General features: G+C 68.6%; 15 protein-coding genes. 9 read left to right on the top strand and 6 right to left on the bottom strand.

Going from position 1 to position 17,255, the window contains the following annotated elements; translation table 11 throughout:
* Positions 1 to 5 precede the first annotated feature (5 nt).
* The gene (locus NBY65_RS33865) at positions 6 to 2,075 is read right to left on the bottom strand and encodes a methyl-accepting chemotaxis protein (protein WP_150045818.1); all 2,070 of its coding nucleotides are present in this window, start codon (positions 2,073 to 2,075) and stop codon (positions 6 to 8) included.
* Positions 2,076 to 2,685: 610 nt separating this feature from the next.
* Between NBY65_RS33865 and NBY65_RS18620 the strand changes: the two genes are divergently transcribed.
* The 5 genes from NBY65_RS18620 to NBY65_RS18600 all read left to right on the top strand — a co-directional run bounded on the left by NBY65_RS18620 (position 2,686) and on the right by NBY65_RS18600 (position 4,947).
* Entirely contained in the window at positions 2,686 to 2,955 is a 270-nt protein-coding gene (locus NBY65_RS18620; RefSeq protein ID WP_150045819.1) for a hypothetical protein, read from the top strand.
* 3 nt (positions 2,956 to 2,958) lie between these two features.
* On the top strand, positions 2,959 to 3,135 hold the full coding sequence (locus NBY65_RS18615; protein ID WP_162530937.1) for a hypothetical protein: 177 nt from the start codon (positions 2,959 to 2,961) through the stop codon (positions 3,133 to 3,135).
* 211 nt (positions 3,136 to 3,346) lie between these two features.
* Positions 3,347 to 4,171 (top strand): IS5 family transposase, encoded by an 825-nt coding sequence (locus tag NBY65_RS18610; RefSeq protein WP_150045871.1) that lies wholly within the window; start codon positions 3,347 to 3,349, stop codon positions 4,169 to 4,171.
* Between the two features lie 183 nt (positions 4,172 to 4,354).
* Positions 4,355 to 4,573: a hypothetical protein gene (locus NBY65_RS18605; RefSeq protein WP_150045506.1), complete on the top strand. Its 219-nt coding sequence runs from the start codon at positions 4,355 to 4,357 to the stop codon at positions 4,571 to 4,573.
* Positions 4,574 to 4,581: 8 nt separating this feature from the next.
* Positions 4,582 to 4,947 (top strand): hypothetical protein, encoded by a 366-nt coding sequence (locus NBY65_RS18600; RefSeq protein ID WP_150045507.1) that lies wholly within the window; start codon positions 4,582 to 4,584, stop codon positions 4,945 to 4,947.
* 733 nt (positions 4,948 to 5,680) lie between these two features.
* Here the strand turns inward: NBY65_RS18600 and NBY65_RS18590 are convergent.
* Positions 5,681 to 7,303, bottom strand: a complete 1,623-nt coding sequence (locus tag NBY65_RS18590) for a GMC oxidoreductase (RefSeq protein WP_250265696.1) — start codon at positions 7,301 to 7,303, stop codon at positions 5,681 to 5,683.
* Positions 7,304 to 7,815: 512 nt separating this feature from the next.
* Here NBY65_RS18590 and NBY65_RS33860 point away from each other — a divergent pair.
* Both NBY65_RS33860 and NBY65_RS18575 read left to right on the top strand, forming a co-directional pair.
* Positions 7,816 to 10,479 (top strand): hybrid sensor histidine kinase/response regulator, encoded by a 2,664-nt coding sequence (locus NBY65_RS33860; protein ID WP_150045509.1) that lies wholly within the window; start codon positions 7,816 to 7,818, stop codon positions 10,477 to 10,479.
* Positions 10,480 to 10,587: 108 nt separating this feature from the next.
* A complete protein-coding gene (locus tag NBY65_RS18575; protein WP_239003238.1) occupies positions 10,588 to 11,127 on the top strand; it encodes a GNAT family N-acetyltransferase in 540 nt (179 codons plus the stop codon).
* Between the two features lie 266 nt (positions 11,128 to 11,393).
* Here NBY65_RS18575 and NBY65_RS18570 read toward each other — a convergent pair whose 3' ends face one another.
* Positions 11,394 to 12,485: an SMP-30/gluconolactonase/LRE family protein gene (locus tag NBY65_RS18570; RefSeq protein ID WP_150045510.1), complete on the bottom strand. Its 1,092-nt coding sequence runs from the start codon at positions 12,483 to 12,485 to the stop codon at positions 11,394 to 11,396.
* A 577-nt stretch (positions 12,486 to 13,062) separates the two neighbouring features.
* Between NBY65_RS18570 and NBY65_RS18565 the strand changes: the two genes are divergently transcribed.
* Positions 13,063 to 13,689: a BLUF domain-containing protein gene (locus NBY65_RS18565; RefSeq protein ID WP_162530890.1), complete on the top strand. Its 627-nt coding sequence runs from the start codon at positions 13,063 to 13,065 to the stop codon at positions 13,687 to 13,689.
* Positions 13,690 to 13,702: 13 nt separating this feature from the next.
* Here NBY65_RS18565 and NBY65_RS18560 read toward each other — a convergent pair whose 3' ends face one another.
* Positions 13,703 to 14,023 carry a winged helix-turn-helix transcriptional regulator gene (locus NBY65_RS18560; protein ID WP_239003240.1) on the bottom strand — a complete coding sequence of 107 codons (321 nt, stop codon included), beginning with the start codon at positions 14,021 to 14,023 and terminating at the stop codon, positions 13,703 to 13,705.
* 384 nt (positions 14,024 to 14,407) lie between these two features.
* Positions 14,408 to 15,412 (bottom strand): oxidoreductase, encoded by a 1,005-nt coding sequence (locus NBY65_RS18555; RefSeq protein WP_150045512.1) that lies wholly within the window; start codon positions 15,410 to 15,412, stop codon positions 14,408 to 14,410.
* Positions 15,413 to 15,511: 99 nt separating this feature from the next.
* Between NBY65_RS18555 and NBY65_RS18550 the strand changes: the two genes are divergently transcribed.
* Positions 15,512 to 16,441 carry an AraC family transcriptional regulator gene (locus tag NBY65_RS18550; RefSeq protein ID WP_150045513.1) on the top strand — a complete coding sequence of 310 codons (930 nt, stop codon included), beginning with the start codon at positions 15,512 to 15,514 and terminating at the stop codon, positions 16,439 to 16,441.
* Here the strand turns inward: NBY65_RS18550 and NBY65_RS18545 are convergent.
* The gene (locus NBY65_RS18545; protein ID WP_150045514.1) at positions 16,374 to 17,237 is read right to left on the bottom strand and encodes an AraC family transcriptional regulator; all 864 of its coding nucleotides are present in this window, start codon (positions 17,235 to 17,237) and stop codon (positions 16,374 to 16,376) included. The two genes, NBY65_RS18550 and NBY65_RS18545, sit on opposite strands and share 68 nt — an antisense overlap.
* Positions 17,238 to 17,255: the final 18 nt, after the last annotated feature.

Genomic DNA, 17,255 nt, shown 5'->3' with positions numbered 1-17,255 from the left:
CCGGATCAGGCGGCGCGCAGGTCGCCGAGGAAGGTTTCCATGCGCGCGCGCAGGGTTTCGGTGCGCCGGGCCAGTTCGGCCGAGGCGGCCTGGACCTCGCTCGCCGCCTGGCCGGTGCGTCCGGCCTGTTCGCGCACGCCGCTGGCGTGCTGGGACGCGGTGGCGGTGCCCTGGGCGGCCTGGGCCACCGCCTGGCCGATTTCCCGCGTGGCCTGGGCCTGCTGGCCGGCCGCTTCCGCCACCTGCAGCGTCGCCTGACTGAGGCTGTCCACCACCCGGGCGATATCGGCGATGGCGGCGACGGTACGTTGGGTTTCGGCCTGCATGGTGGCGATCTGCTGGCGGATGTCGCCGGTGGCGCGGGTGGTCTGCCCGGCCAGCGCCTTCACCTCGGAGGCCACCACGGCGAAGCCGCGGCCGGCTTCCCCGGCGCGGGCGGCCTCGATGGTGGCGTTCAGCGCCAGCAGGTTGGTCTGGCCGGCGATGCCGTTGATCAGCCCGACCACCTCGCCGATGCGCTCCGCCGCGGCGGCGAGGCCGCGCACGGTTTCGGCGGCGTTGCGCCCGGCCTGGGCGGCGCTGGCGGCCTGGCGGGCGCTGTCCTGCACCTGCTGGGCGACGCCGGCGATGCTGGCACCGAGCTGCTCGGTCGCGGCGGCGACGGTGCGCACGCTGTCGCTGGCCTGGCCCGACGCGGTGGCGACGGTATCGGCGCGCTCGGTGGAAGCGGCGGCGATGCCGAGCATGCCAGAGGCGGTGGCGTCCATCTGCGTGGCGGCGGAGGCCACCACCTCCAGCACCCCGGTGGCGTCCTTCTCGAAGCCGGCAAGCAGGACATCGACGCGGCGGGCGCGGGCGAGCCGGGCTTCCTGGGCCTGCTGCTGCTCCGCCGCCATCGCCAGGCGCTGGCGCGCGCCCTGGCGCAGGGTCTCCACCGCGGCGGCGAGGGCACCGAGTTCGTCGCTGCGCTCGCGTCCGGGCACGTCCTGGTCGAGCCGGTCGGCGGCGATCCCGGCGACGCTGCGGGTCAGGTGCTGCAGCGGCAGCACCAGCCGGCGCAGCAGCACCACCATGCCGGCCACCGCACCGCCGAGGCTGAGCACGAGCAGGCCGGCGGCGATGACGAAGGCGCGCAGGGACGCGGTTCCGGCGGCGGCGGCGCGGGCCAGGCCCTCGTCGAGGGCGGCGTCGCGCATTTCCAGGATGCGGGCCTGCATGGGCACGGTCCAGCCGCGCCAGGCGGCCAGGGTGTCGGGCCAGGCGGGCTGGGTGCCGGTGGCCAGGGCCTCGGCGGCGCGGGCCACGGCGGCGCGCAGCCGTGGCTCGGCGGCGGTGGCGTAGTTCTCCTGCTGGGCCTGCAGGGCGCGCTGCATGGTGGCGTTGTCGGGCAGCGTGCGCACCTGGCGTTCCAGGATGTCCCAGCCCATGGCGGCGTTGGCGGTCAGTTCCTGGGCCCGCTCCAGCGCCGGGCGGAGCACCGGGTCGCCGCCCATCCAGTTGCTGAAGAGGATGTTGCGCAGCCCGACGGCGTCGCGCAGGCCGCCGGCGGTATTGGCGATCTCGACCAGCGGCGCCAGGGCCGGACCGCGGGCGGTGACGATGCGCGCGGCCTCGGCGGCGAGCCGCCCGAGGGCGGCGCCTTCCTCGTCGCGCGTGGCCTGGATGTCCTTGCGCAGCGCCGGATCGCGTTCGGCGCGGGGCCGGGCGAGCGCCGCTTTGGCGCGCTCGCGCAGCCGCGCGAGGCGGGTGGCGGTGGCGCGGACCGGGGCGGTGTCGAAGCCGCTGGCGGCGGCGGCCGGGCCGAGCTGGTCGAGCCGCGCATCGGTCGGGCCGGCGCCCTTGTCGATGCCGGCGGGATTGCCGCCGTCGCCCAGTAGCAGGGCGTTCATCGCGCCGAGCTCGACCGAGAGTGCCACGCGGGCGCGCTGGCTGGCGCTGACGGCGTGCATCGCCCGGGTGGCGGCGTCGGCGTCGCGCATGGCGCCCCAGCCATCCATGGCGGTCCACAACGCGGCGAGCGCGCCCGGCACGGCCACCAGACAGAAACAGGCAAGGAAAAGCGTGCGAACTCGCATTCGATTGGCGTCCGGGACTGAAGTAACTTTTGATAGATATTCTTGGCATTATCTTAAATTCATTTGCACTGTTTGGGATACATGAATCTTTCCGCGCGTATTCTTTCCAGAAATCGTTTCGATCATTTTCGTTTTTTGTTGCGCAGAGGCAGGCTTTGGCGGCGAAGCGGTTGGCCATGGGCGGGAGGCATGACGCAGCATGTTCCCAGGCGTCATCTTGAACATGCCATTTAGGAATTTTTCATATTGCCCCCAGGTTCATGATATGCCTAAATGTCATGTGTTCGGACGGTCCGACGCCGCCCCCGCCGGGTTCCGCCTTTTCCCTTTGAGGAAAGCACCCAGACATGTTGACCAGCCAGATCCCGATCCGTGCCGGCGCCTGCACGTGTGCCCGGCCCGGCGCGCCGCTCGCTCTCTGCAGGAGGGCGCGCCGGGGGAGAACCGGGCCATGACCCATGGCGCCTATCCCCGGCGTGCCCTGTCCGGTCCGCGCCTCTTTGGCCGCGTCGTCCTCTCGCGCCGGCTGTGGCGGCAGCGCCGGGGCCGCTGAGCCCACCCATCCCGCTCTTCCGGCCGGTTCCGGCCTTCCCCCCCGGAGATTACCCGCATGGCCTTTCTGATCCGCAACCTCTCTGTCCTGGCCTATGCGCAGGGCCATACCCAATGGCATTACCGGGAGCGGGCCACGCTCGCCGAGGCGCAGGCGCAGGGCCATTTCAACGCGGCCGTCGACATGATGACGGCGGGCGACGTGATCTTCGTCTCCGCGCCGGATGGCGGGGTGATGCTGTACGTCACCGGCACCGCCGGGGGCGTGGTCTCGGTGCAGCCGATGGCGGCGACGCCGGTGTTGCCGCTGCCGGCGCGGGCGGCCTGAGGCATGAACGCCCTGGCCACGGAGCTGCGTGCCTGCGCGGCGGCGCTGGCCCGGGGCGAGCCGGCCCTGGCGGTCGCCGCCCGGCTCAATGCCGCCGCGGTGGCGGTGGCGCGGCTGGAACGGCGGGGTGGCGACGCAGCGGCGGCCCCGGCGCCGGGCGCGCGATCGCAGAGCAAGTAACCATTACGGAATATTCATGGTTGCCGTCGCCCTTTGTGCTGAAACTGCAATATTAATTGATGTGGCGTAAGAGGCTGACCCGGAATGGAATTGCAACAATAAAGCGAGTTATTCCAATCGCTTGTGGTGGAGGATTGGTTGGTACACTGGGGTTGCGTGATGTCAGCAACCGCGATTCTCTCGAGTTTGCAAAGACACGAGGGACTTCGTCATGGTCTGGACCGACATCACGCGACCGAAGTATCGGCGCGACGGGCTGCGCTATGCAAGCGACACCACCGATGCCGAATGGGCGGTGATCGCGCCGCTGCTGCCGCCGCCAGCGGGGTGCGGACGGCCTCGCGAAACCAGCCTGCGAGGGGTGATCAACGCCCTCTTCTACATCGCCCAGTCCGGCTGCCAGTGGCGCCTGTTGCCCAAGGATTTCCCGCCGTTCACCACGGTGCAGCGCTACTTCTACGCTTGGCGTGACAGCGGGCTGTGGCAGGCGATCAACCACGTGCTGCTGATGCAGGTTCGCGAGGCGGCCGGCCGCGAAGCCAGCCCGACTGCGGGCGTGATCGACAGCCAGTCGGTCAAGACCACCGAGGCTGGCGGCCCCCGCGGCTATGCGGCGGAAAAGATGGTCAAAGGCCGCAAGCGGCATATCCTCACCGACACCATCGGCCTGCCGGTGGCAATGATTGTGCATTCGGCAAACATCCAGGACCGCGACGGCGCGCCACTGTTGCTGGAGAGCATCCGCAGTTCATTCCCCTGGCTGCGCCATGTGTTCGCCGATGCTGCCTACGCGGGTGAGAAGCTGCGCACGGCCCTGGACAGCATCGGCACATGGACCCTCGAGATCATCAAGCGGTCCGACGCAGCCAAGGGCTTCGTCTTGTTGCCACGGCGGTGGGTTGTCGAGCGGACGATCGCGTGGCTGAACCGCAACCGGCGCCTGGCCAAGGATTTCGAGGCCACCACGGAAAGCGCCGTGACCTGGCTCTACATCGCCAGCGTCAAGTTGATGTCCCGTCGCCTCGCCGCGACTTGAGCCGAGCACCTGATCCACTTCCCACATAGAATCAGGGAAATAGAGATACGAAGCCGATTCGAGTCAGACACTAAGATTTCGCTGTTGTATTAGATTCGGTTGCTCACCGATTGGCGAGCGGCCTGCCGGGGCGCTGCGGACGCCCCGGCGCGGGCCTGACCACGAACCGTCGGAGAGCCGGGCATGGCTGACCAGGAGGATGGCACCTCGCCATGCGTGCCGGACCAGACCCTGCAGGAGATGGAGACGGAACTCCTGCGCGTCTACCGCGAGGGCGATCCGGCCCTGGTCGCAGCCACGATCCGCATGTTGCAGCGCGCATTGTCGGGAATGCCGGTGGCCCGGGCGCGGGCCGCCCGCGAGCGCGAGGCGTGTGCGCTGCGGGGCGGGCACGGGGCATGACACCGGGCATGAGCGGTCCGGGCACCGAATACGCCGGCGGGCTGGAAACCGAGCTCATCCGCGTCCACGTGGTCCGGCGCGACCGGAAGCTGACCTATGACGAGGTGAGCATGCCCCCCGAGGACGTGCTGCCGCCGCTGCGCGACATCGATCCCCGGACGCTGGAAGGCCGGCTGCGAACCCTGGGATGGCGCCTGGTGGCGGTGCCGGAATTCGCATCCCATTTCGAGGGCGTGGCGCCGTCGATGCAATGGGGCAACCCGCACGCCTGGCTGGTGATATCGCCCGACGAGACCAGGCCGGTCGCCCGGTTCCGGCGGCGCCCGGCCGCGCTGCGCTGGGCCCAGGAACAGGCCGGGCTGGGCCCGGCCTGATCCGGCGCGGGGGCGCCCCCCTTCCCGGCGGCCATGCCCGTGATTGCGTGAAGGTGTGCAGGCCCAACCAGAACTGGAAACAAAAATACATTCCACATGAAGCACAACAACTATCCCGCACGATCCGGAATCGCATGATTTTCGGGACCTACGCGGAAGATCAGCGACCGCGACCTCGAACCAATGCTGGCGGATCGTGGCGTGGAGGGCAGCCACACCACCATCTTCCGCTGGATCCAGGCCTACGCGGCCGAGTTGGAGAAGCGGCTGCGGCCGCATCTGCGTTCGTGCAACGGCTCGTGGCGGGTCGATGATGGTGAGAAAGGGACAGGTTCGCGGAATCGGTAGCCGAGACATGAAGGCCCAGGCTGCCCTCATCACCGGGCTGTTCCAGATCACCGCCTGGACCTGACTTCTTGCGCGGGGATGCGCAACCCGTCTCAGGGGTTTGCCACAGAACCCACGGAACAGGCCACGAAGGTGGCGGCCCAAGGCTGTTCAGCTTTTGAAACGGCAAGGAGCCTGAGGAGGTTATCGAATCCCGCAAGGGCGGCGCGGTAGCGATCCTGGGGCAATGTGCCGATGCGGTTGGCCCGGATCGCCGTGTGCGACGGCGCCCGCCGCCATCTCAACCCGAACGCGGGGGTGAGCCGGTGGCGGTGAACCTCGATGCAGAGAACTGAACAGCCATGGGTGACGGCCTGACCGCCCCATCAAAGCGGATGCTCTCACCTTACGCGACACCCGCCGCCGAATTCCTACCATTCCGCGAATAAGATGGGTCAGCAAGCGCGCGGACAATCACGTCAGCCACCCGCAGTGCATTCGCCGCGATCGTGAGGCCTGGATTGACACCTCCGCTCGTCGGCATGAACGAGGCATCCACGACGTAGAGGTTGGCAACATCATGTGCCCGGCAGTCCGCATCGAGGACACTGGCCTTCGGATCAGTGCCAAACCGGCACGTGCCACACGCATGACCCTCGTTCAGCTCGATGTTCGCGTTCAGCCAGAAGTGGCGGTTGTGCCGAAGCCTCTTGCTGACCTCCTTACGAAAGTATGTGTTTCGTTGCACAAGCTCCTGCGGAATGTCGTACGTCAGCCGTGGACGACCAGCCAGATCCAGTTCGATCCGATTCTCTGGATAGGGAAGGTCCTCCACGAGCAGGGCCAGGATGGACGCGTTTCCTGCCAGCCGTTCGATGCCCTTTGCAAGGATCCTTAGGAGCGCTTTCCTCCCGGGAAATTCGCGGAGTCGGGAACGATCGAGGCGTGCCTGAAAGACAGCCAGAATGTCGCCTGAATAGACCTTGCGGGCTACCGACTGCAGGACACCACCCCGCAATGTGCCGGAACGATAAAAGTCACGCGCCGAGATCGCTTTCCCTGTTGCTGCCTCCCTGACCCACCGGCTCGGCCACAGCGCCAGCCAGTTGACCACGTGAAACATCAAATTGCGCCCGACCATTCCGGACGAGTTCGCCAGCCCTTGCGGATGGTACGTGTTTGCCGACCTCAGAAGGATCAGGGGCGTCTCCAACGCCCCCGCCGCGAGAACGAAGATACGGGCCCGCACGCGCCGATGGACGCCGCCTTGGACGTATATGAGCGCCTGCGCCTGCGCGGAATCGGCCTCGATAAAGCGAACCTCGCATTCGGTTCGCAGAGCGGCTCCGAAATGCCGCACCGCCGGTTCGACGCAAAGCCGCTTTGCATCACTCTTGCATTGCCGGGGACACGCGTGGCCCAGGCATTCGTCGCATCCCTCTGTGTACGCGATGCCCACGTGACACCGGTACGGATGCAGACCAGCGGTTTCGAGATCGTTGATCAACTGGGCATCGAGCCGCGTCGACTGCCTCGGCTCCTTCAGGCGGAGGGGGACTTCACCCGCGAGCGGATCGCGTGTTCCGGACACGCGGAACAACTGCTCCGCGAGTTCATAATAGGGCTCCATTTCCGCCATGCTCACCGGCCATCCGCCGGTCGGGTGCGGCATGGACAGAGTCAAGCCGAAATCGTGGCTTTCCAGTCGCTCCAGCAGGGCCGCATAAAGAAGAGTGGACCCTCCCACGCCACATCCTCGCATGCCTTGAAGGGGCACGACGCGGCCGTTCACAACCATGTCCAGATTGTCCGGCCAGCGTCCCTGGCGCAGCCGCGTCTCCGGGTCCGGGCTGCTCTCTGCCGCGGGTCTGCCCGCGAGCACTTCCAATCGACCTTTCTCGAGGAAAAGGATTTTTACCCGCTGGCTCGCGAGCCGCCACCCAAGCGTCGCGCCACCCATCCCCGTGCCAATGACGACCACGTCCCACAGATCGGGATCGTCAATCACGGCGGGAGCAGAACGCGACATTGCCGCTCCACAATTTCTGTCGGCCAGCATGTCGGCTTCAGGGCGCATTGCGTATTCGCAAGAATTGCAATCGCTGCGGGCATTGTCAAGTTGTCGGCCTATGGACGCACCTGGTCGCGCCGCGCGACATTCGTCGTGTTCACGCTGCGATCTGGACACACGTCTCCTGGGTTCTGTTGCAAACTCCGGAGACGGGTTACGCAAATTTCGTGTTCCGTTCCTGCGACGCCATCGTCACCCCGTGCAGCGACGCCTGGAACCGGCTCATCGACCGGCCCTGGCGTATCATGTCCATCGGACTGCGCCACTGCGCGCAAGCAGGAAAGAAAGAGACAGCCGGAGCGCCACGATAAGGCCAGGGTCGAGCGGCACCGAAAATATTGACACCTGGCAGCAGAATCCGTCGATTTCGCTCAGGCAGTTTCCATTCACTATTTCAGTGTCATTGAAACAGCGCCGGGGTATCTTGTCCCATTCCCTTGCGCGCTCGCGCACCGACGCTGCATGACCCGATGGATTCCAGCACGACAGCCGACAGGATCGGCCAGCAGGCGGATGGCAGGGCCGACAGGGAATTCCCGTCCGGCCGGGCGGAGGCCCCGCCTTTGCCGTCGGGCCGCCGCTGGCCGTTGCTGCTCGCCATCCTGCTCGGCAGCCTCGCCATCGGCACCGCCGCGGCGCTGGCCTACCGGATCAGCCTGGACGAACTGGCCCAGAAGGCGGCGCGGCAGGTCGAGGCGATCGCGCGGCTGAAGGCCCGCGGCGTGATGACCTGGATGGAAGAACGGCGGCAGGATGCGGAGCTGCTCGGCCGCTCGCCGCTGCTGGTTCGCTTCCTTGCCGGACACGCGGGCACGGCGCCGCCGCCGGGCGTGGAGGCGCTTGCGCAGGCGCTGGAGGCAGTGCGCGAGGTGCGGCATTTCCGCGGCCTGCGGGTGGTCTCGCCCACCGGGGCGACGCTGCTCGCGGTGGGGGGGCGCTTCGAGGACAGCGCGGACACCCGGGCCGCCTTCCACGATGCCTTCGCCACGCGGCGGACCGCGCTGATCAACCTGCACCGGCAGGCGGACGGATCGATCCATTTCGGCTACGCGGCCCCGGTGGCGGTGCCGGGGGGCACGGGGGTGGCGGGCCTGCTGCAGCTCGATTTCGATCCGGAGACCTTCCTCTTTCCCTATCTGCGGGAATGGCCGTTGCCGACCCGGACCGGCGAGGCGCTGCTCTGGCACTACACCGCCATGGACCGGGTGTTGCTGAACCGCCCGACCAGCGCCACCACCGACGCGTTCGGCCAGCGCCTGCCGTTGAACGAGCGCGGCCAGGCCAGCACCACCCACGCCATGGTGCTGCCGGACTACCGCGGCGTGCGCGCCCTTGGTGCGCGGGCGGAGATTTCCGGCACGCCCTGGTCCGTCGCCGCCAAGCTGGACACGGCGGAGGCGTTCGCGGGCATCGGCACGCTGGTCGGCGTGACCGTGCTGATGGCCGCCACCGTCTGGGCGGCCCTGCTCGGCGGCGTCGCTGTGCTGTGGCAGCGCCAGCGCCTGGCCGTGGCGATGGCGGAGATCCGGCGTGGCGAGGCGCTCGTCGCCGCGGAGGCACGGTTCCGCGCCACCTTCGAACAGGCGGCCGTCGGCATGGCGAATCTGGGCCCGGACGGGGCCTGGCTGCGGGTGAACGGGAAACTGTGCGCGATCCTCGGCCGCGGCCAGGCGGAGCTGGCCGGCGGGCGCATCCAGGACGTGACCCATCCTGACGACCTGCGGGCCTGCGAGGGGTGCATGCGCGCGATCGCCGCCGGGGCGCGGGACGGGTGCAGCCTGCCGCTCCGTTACCTGCGCCCGGACGGCGGGATCGTGGTCGCGGACGTCACCATCTCGCCGCTGCGCGGCAGCGGCGGCGCGCCGGCGTCCTTCGTCTTCGTCATCGTCGACGTCACCGCCCGCCGGCAGATGGAGGCGGCGCTGAGCGAAAGCCGCGCCAGCCTCGCCGAGCTGAACCGCCGGCTGGAGGAGCGGGTGCTGCAGGAAGTCGCGGCGCGCGAGGCGGCGCAGGAACGGGCGCGGCACGCCCAGCACATGCAGGCGCTCGGCCAGGTGGCCGGCGGCGTCGCGCACGAGTTCAACAACATCCTGCAGGCGGTCAGCGGCGCGCTGGCGCTGATCCTGCGCCATCCCGCCGACACGGCGCGGGTGCGCCACTGGGCCGACCTCACCGAGACCGCGACGCGGCGCGGCTCGATCGTGACCAGCCGGCTGCTGGCCTTCGCGCGGCGCGCGCCGTTCCGGGTGGAACGGATCGAAGTGGCGCCGATGCTGCGGGGGCTGGGCGAAATCCTCGCCCATACGCTGGGCGGGCGGGTCAAGGTGCGCATCGAGGCGGCGCCCGACCTGCCGGCGCTCGCCACCGACCGGGCCGAGCTGGAAACCGCGCTGGTCAATCTCGCGACCAATGGCCGCGACGCGATGGCGGAGGGCGGCACGCTGACGATCGCGGCGATCGGTGTGGAAGCGGGCGCGGAACCCCCCGAGGCCGCGGCGACGCCCCCGCGCAGCGGGCGGTTCATCCGCATTTCGGTCAGCGACGAGGGAAGCGGCATGGATGCGGCGACGCTGGCGCAGGCCACCGAGCCGTTCTTCACCACCAAGCCGCCCGGCCAGGGCTCCGGGCTGGGCCTGTCGATGGCCAAGGGCTTCGCCGAGCAGAACGGCGGGGCGCTGACGCTGCGCAGCGCGCCCGGAGAAGGCAGCACGGTCGCGCTGTGGCTGCCGGCAGCGGAGGCGGTGGCAGAGGCGCGGCTGGCCGGCGCCGGGGCCGCGCCGGGGCCGGCTGTCCCGGTGCGACCGGGGCGTATCCTGCTGGTCGATGACGAGGCGATGCTGCGCGACACCCTGGCGGCGGGGCTGGCCGACAGCGGCTTTTCCGTGCTGACCGCGTGCGGCGGCCCGGAGGCGCTGGCGCTGCTGGACCAGGGGGAGGCCGTGGACGCGCTGATCACCGATTTCTCCATGCCGGCGATGGATGGCGCGACGCTGGCGCGGCAGGCGCGGGCGCTGCGCCCCGGCCTGCGCACGGTGATCCTGACCGGGCATATCGACATCGACGCGGCCGCGGTCGAGACCGTGCTGCGCAAGCCGGCCCGGGTCGAGGAGATCGTGGCGGCGCTGGGGCCGTAGCGGGCCGCCTGGCCGGTGCGGCCTGCAAGACGGACGCAACCACCGGACAGCAGCCTCGGCAGATCCCGCCTCGTTGCCGACAGGCCATGTACCCGGCATGATGCACGCATGAGCATGGACGCCAGCAGACTGCCCTTTCCGATCCGCCGCCTCGCCGGATCGGATGCCGACCAGTACCGCGCGCTGCGCCTGGAGGGGCTTCGCAGTCATCCGGAGGCGTTCGGCGCTTCGCTGGAAGACGAGGAGGCCAGGCCCCTGCCCTGGTTCGTGGATCGGATCGAGCGCAACGTCGTGTTCGGTGCCGGATCGCCTGCCGCACCGGCGCTCATGGGTGTGGTCGGCTTTCTTGTGCCGGAAACCGCCAAGATGCGGCACAAGGGCGTTCTGTGGGGCATGTTCGTCAGGCCGGACGCGCGAGGAACGGGGCTGGCGACAGCCCTGGTGGTACGCGTTCTCGAGCACGCCGCGCAGGTCGTGGAAGAGGTCCGGCTCACGGTCGTCACGTCCAACACCGCCGCGGTCCGGCTGTACACCCGCGCCGGTTTCGAGCAGTACGGCCTGGAGCGGCGCGCGCTGAAGGTCGGCGGCCGTTACTATGACGAGCTGCTGATGGCAGTGACGGTCGGCCGTTCCGCCCAGGTCCGCTGACCCTCCACGTCCACCATCGCAATGCCCCGCAAGGTGGCCGGCTTGCGTTGACGGAGTACGTCCGCTCTCCATCACTGGCCCGCGCGCCATGGCTCGTTGTATCGGAGGGCAACGTCATCGGCTGGCTGTCGCCAGTGCAGCCGATGTTGCGCGAGCCCCGGCGTGGCGGCCTTCTCGCCGGGGCCTTCTTGCCCCATGCGAGGAAGCCGCGCCGTGCGGCTTCCTCCATGATGAGCCGGTGATGACGAAGGCGCGCCGTTGTTCCCTTAAACGGCGCCGTGCGCTTCCACGTACAGGGCGTACACGGAATGGCAACTCGCCATGTACAGCCTGTTGTTCTTCGGGCCGCCGAAGGTCAGGTTCTCGCAGCGCTCGGGCAGGCGGATGAAGCCGATCGGCTTGCCCTGCGGGTTGAACACCATGACGCCGTCGAGGTCCTCGGGCCTGCCCTTGAGCTGATAGACCTTGCGGCCACCGACATCCGTGGGCTCCGACGCCAGCAGCCCGTTGCTGCCCCAGCCGCACCAAAGATTGCCGTCGCGATCCACGCGGAAACCGTCGAGCGAGCCCTGGTCGGCCGCGTCGATCAGCTTGGTCTTGTTGCCGACCGTGCCGTCCGGCCGCACGTCGTAGCTCCATATGCTGCGATTGGGCGTGCCCTTCCATTCGACGACGTAGAGCTTCGACTCGTCGGGCGAGAAGGCCAGGCCGTTCGGATTGACAAGATCCGTGATGACAGCGGTGAGCTTGCCGTTGCGTTCGATGCGGAAGACATTCGTGGTGGCCTGCTCCGGCTTCGCCCGGCTGCCTTCCCATTCGCCATTGATGCCGAACAGCGGGTCGGTGAACCAGATGGTGTCGTCCGACTTCACCACGATGTCGTTCGGCGCGTTGAGGCGCTTGCCCTCGAAGTTGTCGGCCAGGACGGTGATCGTGCCGTCCTTCTCGGTGCGCGTGACGCGGCGCGTGACCGAGTGCTCGCAGGTGACCAGCCGCCCCTGGCGGTCGCGGGTGTTCCCGTTCGCGTAGTTCGCGGGACTGCGGAAGACGGTGAAGCTGCCGTCCTTCTCGCTGTATTTCATGATCCGGTTGTTGGGGATGTCGCTGACCAGCAGGTAGCCGCCATCCGGGAAGTAGACCGGCCCCTCGGCCCAGCGCAGGCCGGTCGCGACCTGCTCCACCGAGCTGCTGTAGAGGCGGTACCTGGCGAAGCTCGGATCGAGGATCTGGACCGCGGGGTCGGGATAGCGCGGGTTGGGCGTGAAGGGGATGGATTGCGCGCTGGCGCGCCCCGCCAGCACGGCCGCGCCGGCGGCTGCGCCTGCTGCCTGCAGCAGGCCGCGGCGTGTCGTCTCCATGTGACTTTCTCCTCTATGCGGCGCAGACAGCCCGCGCGCTTTGTTATGATTCAGTGTTGGGCCGGGATGGGTCGACCTGAGGCACCAGCCCGGCCATGGCGAGCAAGGCGCATCTTCCGTCCACGGTATCTGTCAGGAACGCGTTTCCCTCCGGGACATCCCGCAACCTTGGCCCTGTCACCTGGTGCCTTGACCGGGAGATCGTGTGTTTATGGGGGCAAGGCTAGGAAGCAGATCCATGCCCGTCTATTTCAAAATCTGTATTGATCGATGCAATTAATGAACAGTTCCGCCCACCCGGCGTCCCCGCGGAACGAAAGCTGCGCCTCGTTTTCCATGCGGAGGCGGTCCATCAGGGGGCAGGCTCGCAGTTTGAAGCGGTCGCCCCCAATCCGAGAACGCGGCACCAGATTTAACCTGCCGCGATAGGCGCCAAGGTTGATATGGGTGCGTTTTGTACCCATAACAGCGCAAATCAACCTCAATCAAATTTATGAAACCGATACAGTTTCATTGGTTAGATGTTGTGGTTGCATGAACAGCGTAACCGCTTATGCAGACTGAATGGATGCCTATAATGCTACAAGCTATCTACTGTAGTACCGCAACCCGCAGATTTTCGGAGGATGAACTCCTGGAACTGCTTGAGAAAGCCCGCATCAAGAACGCCCGCCTGGAGATCACCGGCATGCTCATCTACGACCAGGGCATGTTCATGCAGGTCATCGAGGGTCCGAAGGAGAACATCGAGGGTCTTCTGCTGCATCTGCTTGATGATCCCCGCCATCACCGTGTCCGGATCCTGTCGACCAAGGCCATCGAGGTCAGGGAGTTTGGATACTGGGAGATGGCGTTCTTCCGTGAAAACAACCTGAAGGAGCAGGCTGACGGCTATCTCGACCTGCATTCCATGAAAGAGGAATTCACCATCGAAACCTCCATGGCGACGCAGATGCTGACGCTGTTTCAGGAAGGGCTGTTCAAGGATACGGCCGAAGGGCACGAGGACCCGGTCGGAAGTTGTACGATCACGATCCGATCCACCTCCCCGGCCCACCGGCATCAGCGGCATTACCTCGTGGAACTGGGGCGTGCCATGGCGGTTGCCCTACCCGATGTGCCGATCGTTGTTGCCGCGAAAGACGGCGAATTCACGTTCAACCAGATGCGGGAGCTGTACTGTGGCGAAGTAGAGATTTTCTGAAACCGCCCTTCCGTCAGGAACGGGGGACGGGTGCAGTCGTGGAACGTGTCCGGCCCGCCGCGGATGATGCCTGGCCCGGACCGTCATCTGCGCCGGCGTTATCGGTGTCGAAGCGGTCGCGGGCCGCCCTGAACCAGTCGGCGTTGTCGATCACCCAGCCCCAGAGGGGACTCATGCCCTGCAGCAGCCCGCGCCCGAGCTCCGTCAGGGCGTAATCACCCCGCGGGGGCACCTCGCGATGGTCGCGTCGGGAGATCAGGCCGTCCCGCTCGAGCTGTCGGAGCGTCCGGGTCAGCATCCGTTGCGTCACCCCTTCCACGCCGAGGGCGTGCACGACGCCAGGCAGCCAGCATGAAGGCCGCCGTCGCAGCCAATCCCGACGACACGATGTGGAAATATCGCCTCGCCTTCGCCCGGCCGGGGGCGTCTGGCCCCAGGAAAGGACGTTCAACTTCCAGAATGGCATTGCCGTTGTCGATGTCGCGGCGTGGTTGCGGAATTGGCGCGACACCGGCGGCGGACCGCAAGAGCATGCCGGGTGAGCGCGGCGTCATCCGCCGTCGCGATGCCGCGAGAGGCCCCTTTCTCTTCGCGGCCGCATCGCCCGCTGGATGTCGGCGGGCACGCGGTGGATTGGCAGGGCCGGCGGGCGTCCAGAATCGGGACAAAGACAGTGGCGGGCCGCCTTCGCGCACAGGAGGCCCGCCGCGCGCGGCACCTAGGCCGGCAACCGCACGCCGGTCAGCGTCTCGCTCAGCGTCCACAGCCGCTCCGCCGCCGTGGGATCGACCGCATGGGGATAGACCCCGCCCACCGCCATGGTGTCGCCGATCACGATGTCGCCCGCGTGCGGGGGCAGCGGCACCGAGATGTCGCAATCCTCGCAATAGACCCCGCCCTTGCCCGCGAGCGCGGGGCTGGTGGCGCACCACACCTGCGTCGCCGCCCCCATCGCCGGCGTCTTGAGGCCGCGTTCGGGGTCGATGACCGGCTGGCCCTGCGCGTCGATGGCGCCGATGTCGCGCAGCCTCGCCGGGTCGAGGTGTTTGCCGAGATTGGTCTCGACGATGCCGCCGGGATGGACCGCGAAGGCGCGAACGCCGTCCGCGGCGCCACGCCGGTCCAGCGCCACCGCGAACAGGGCGTTCGCGGTCTTCGACTGGCCATAGGCGGCGAAGGGAACATAGGGGCGATGGCGGAAGTCGATGTCCTCGAACACCACCGGGGAGAAGCGGTGGCCCAGCGAGGACACCGCGACCACCCGCGCGCCGCCCGCCGCCCGCAGCGCCGGCCACAGCCGCAGGGTCAACTGGAAATGCCCGAGGTGGTTGGTGGCGAATTGCAGTTCATGCCCGCGCGCATCCAGGGTCAGGTCCGGCAGCGCCATGATGCCCGCGCTGTTGACCAGGATGTGCAGCTTCGTGCCCTCGGCGAGGAAGCGCGCGGCGAAGGCATCGATCGCGGCCGGGTCGAGCAGGTCCATCGGCCACACCTCGGCCGCCGCAAGGTCGGCCAGCGCGGCGCGGGCGCGCCCCACGTCGCGCGCCGGCACGATCACGCGGGCGCCCGCGGCCAGCAGCACGCGCACGGTCTCGCGGCCGAGCCCGGAATAACCGCCGGTGACGATCGCGGTGCTGCCGGCAAGGTCGATGCCGGCCATCACCGCATCGGCCGTGCTGGCCTTGCCGAAGCCGGAGCCGATGGGGGTCTGCGGGGTGGTCATGAAACGCGAACTCCAATTCGTTGGCGTCCCGCAGATGGGATGATATCCCTGGACCATGAATGATCCATCGTCCCGGATTCTTGCGCGGCGGTTCAAACCATGAGCGACGATCCCTTTTCCGCCGTCCTGGCACTGGTCAATGCCCAGGCGGTCTGCGCGGGCGGCTTCACCGTCGGCGGTGCGTGGGCGATCGCCTTTCCGCCGCCGGACCGGCTCAAGTTCTTCGTCATCGCCCGGGGGCAGTGCTGGCTGGCGGTGGAAGGGCTGGGGGCACCGTTGCGGATGCGCCAGGGCGACGTGCTGATGCTGGCCGCCCCGCGCGCCTTCATCGCATCCAGCGACCCCGCGATTCCTCCACGCCCGGCGCGGGAGATCTTTGCCGGGGTCACTTCGGGCATTCATGCCCTGGGCGGTGGGGACGAGATGCTGTTCCTCGGCGGGCATGTCGACATGGCGGCGGGATGCGGCCCGCTGTTGCAGGAGAGCCTGCCCGCATGCATCCACATCGACGCCACCGCGGCGGAGGCGCCGCGCCTGGCATCGCTGATCGCGCACCTCGCCGAGGAATGCGCGGCCAGCCGCGAGGGGGCGGGCTTTGCCTGCACGGCGCTGGCGCAGTTGATCTTCCTGCAGATCCTGCGGGTGCATCTGGCGCGCGAGGAGGCGCTGGCACCGGGCCTGCTGCGCGTGCTGGCCGACCGGCGGCTCGCCCCGGCGCTGCGGCTGATGCACGCGCAGCCGGCGCGAAGCTGGCACCTGCCGGACCTGGCGCGGGCCGCCGCCATGTCGCGGACCGCCTTTGCCACCCGCTTCAAGGCGTTGGCCGGGATGGGGCCGCTCGCCTACCTGGCCCAGTGGCGCATGCGTCTCGCGCAGCGCTGGCTGGCCGCGGGGACCATGCCCATCGGCGCGATCGCGCGGGCCACCGGATTTGGCTCGGATGCGGCCTTTTCCAATGCGTTCAAGCGGATGACCGGGCAGTCCCCGTCGCAGTTCCGGCGGACCCCGCCGCGCGCCGCCGCCGGATAGGGGGCGCCGGCGGGGAAGCCGGTCCGCCGCGCATGTAGGCCTGGGGGCTGCACCCCATTTCGCCACGGAACGCATAGATGAAGGCCGCCGTCGAGCCGTAGCCGAGTTCCATCGCCGCCTGCGTCACGCTCTGCCCGCCGCCCAGCAGCTCGATCGCCTTGAACAGCCGCAGGCGCCGCCGCCAGGAGCGCAGGCTCATGCCCAGCTCCGCCTCGACCCGGCGGGCCAGGGTCCGCGCCGACATGCCGAGTTCCCGGCCCCACGCCTCCGGCCCGCGCGGATCGGCCGGATCGGCGTAGAGCGCCTCGCACAGAGCCCCCAGCGATCCCTCGCGCGGCCAGGGCAGCGCCCCCGGCAGCGGCCGCGCACGCCGGAGCTGGTCGAGGATCAACCCGGTCACGCGGCCCGCATAGCCGTCGGGGTCGTCCTGGCCCTCGATCGCCGCCGCCTCGACGATCAGCGCCCGCAGCAGCGGCGAGACGCCAACCACGGTGGCTCGCGCCGGCAGGCCGGCCCCGGCCTCGTCGGCGATCCAGAGGCTGCGGAACTCGGCGCCGGGCAGCGTGCCCACCCGGTGCCGCAGGCCGGTCGGCAGCCACACCGCCTGTTCCGGCGAGATCACGAAGGAACGCCCCGCCACGGCCACCGTCAGCACCCCCGAGATCGCGTACACCAGTTGGTGCCAGGAATGCGCGTGCTCCGGGAAGGCATGGCGCGGGGGGATGGATTGCGCCCGTACCGTCATCGGCCTGGGTGGCGCCAGCCCCGGTGGCGCCGTGACGGTCTCCCAGATCATGCGCAGCCCCCTGCTTTG

Origin of the sequence: Rhodovastum atsumiense, assembly GCF_937425535.1 — a bacterium.
Lineage (GTDB): Bacteria > Pseudomonadota > Alphaproteobacteria > Acetobacterales > Acetobacteraceae > Rhodovastum > Rhodovastum atsumiense.
The sequence above is the reverse complement of the archived record's forward strand: the minus strand, read 5'-3'. Positions and strand labels throughout refer to the sequence as shown.

Coding starts and splice junctions, on each gene's coding strand:
- NBY65_RS18575 (WP_239003238.1), top strand. CDS start 10,588: ATGAGCATGGACGCCAGCAGACTGCCCTTTCCGATCCGCCGCCTCGCC.
- NBY65_RS18610 (WP_150045871.1), top strand. CDS start 3,347: ATGGTCTGGACCGACATCACGCGACCGAAGTATCGGCGCGACGGGCTG.
- NBY65_RS18620 (WP_150045819.1), top strand. CDS start 2,686: ATGGCCTTTCTGATCCGCAACCTCTCTGTCCTGGCCTATGCGCAGGGC.
- NBY65_RS18550 (WP_150045513.1), top strand. CDS start 15,512: ATGAGCGACGATCCCTTTTCCGCCGTCCTGGCACTGGTCAATGCCCAG.
- NBY65_RS18615 (WP_162530937.1), top strand. CDS start 2,959: ATGAACGCCCTGGCCACGGAGCTGCGTGCCTGCGCGGCGGCGCTGGCC.
- NBY65_RS18600 (WP_150045507.1), top strand. CDS start 4,582: ATGAGCGGTCCGGGCACCGAATACGCCGGCGGGCTGGAAACCGAGCTC.
- NBY65_RS18565 (WP_162530890.1), top strand. CDS start 13,063: ATGCTACAAGCTATCTACTGTAGTACCGCAACCCGCAGATTTTCGGAG.
- NBY65_RS33865 (WP_150045818.1), bottom strand. CDS start 2,075: ATGCGAGTTCGCACGCTTTTCCTTGCCTGTTTCTGTCTGGTGGCCGTG.
- NBY65_RS18605 (WP_150045506.1), top strand. CDS start 4,355: ATGGCTGACCAGGAGGATGGCACCTCGCCATGCGTGCCGGACCAGACC.
- NBY65_RS18555 (WP_150045512.1), bottom strand. CDS start 15,412: ATGACCACCCCGCAGACCCCCATCGGCTCCGGCTTCGGCAAGGCCAGC.
- NBY65_RS18545 (WP_150045514.1), bottom strand. CDS start 17,237: ATGATCTGGGAGACCGTCACGGCGCCACCGGGGCTGGCGCCACCCAGG.
- NBY65_RS18570 (WP_150045510.1), bottom strand. CDS start 12,485: ATGGAGACGACACGCCGCGGCCTGCTGCAGGCAGCAGGCGCAGCCGCC.
- NBY65_RS33860 (WP_150045509.1), top strand. CDS start 7,816: ATGGATTCCAGCACGACAGCCGACAGGATCGGCCAGCAGGCGGATGGC.
- NBY65_RS18590 (WP_250265696.1), bottom strand. CDS start 7,303: ATGTCGCGTTCTGCTCCCGCCGTGATTGACGATCCCGATCTGTGGGAC.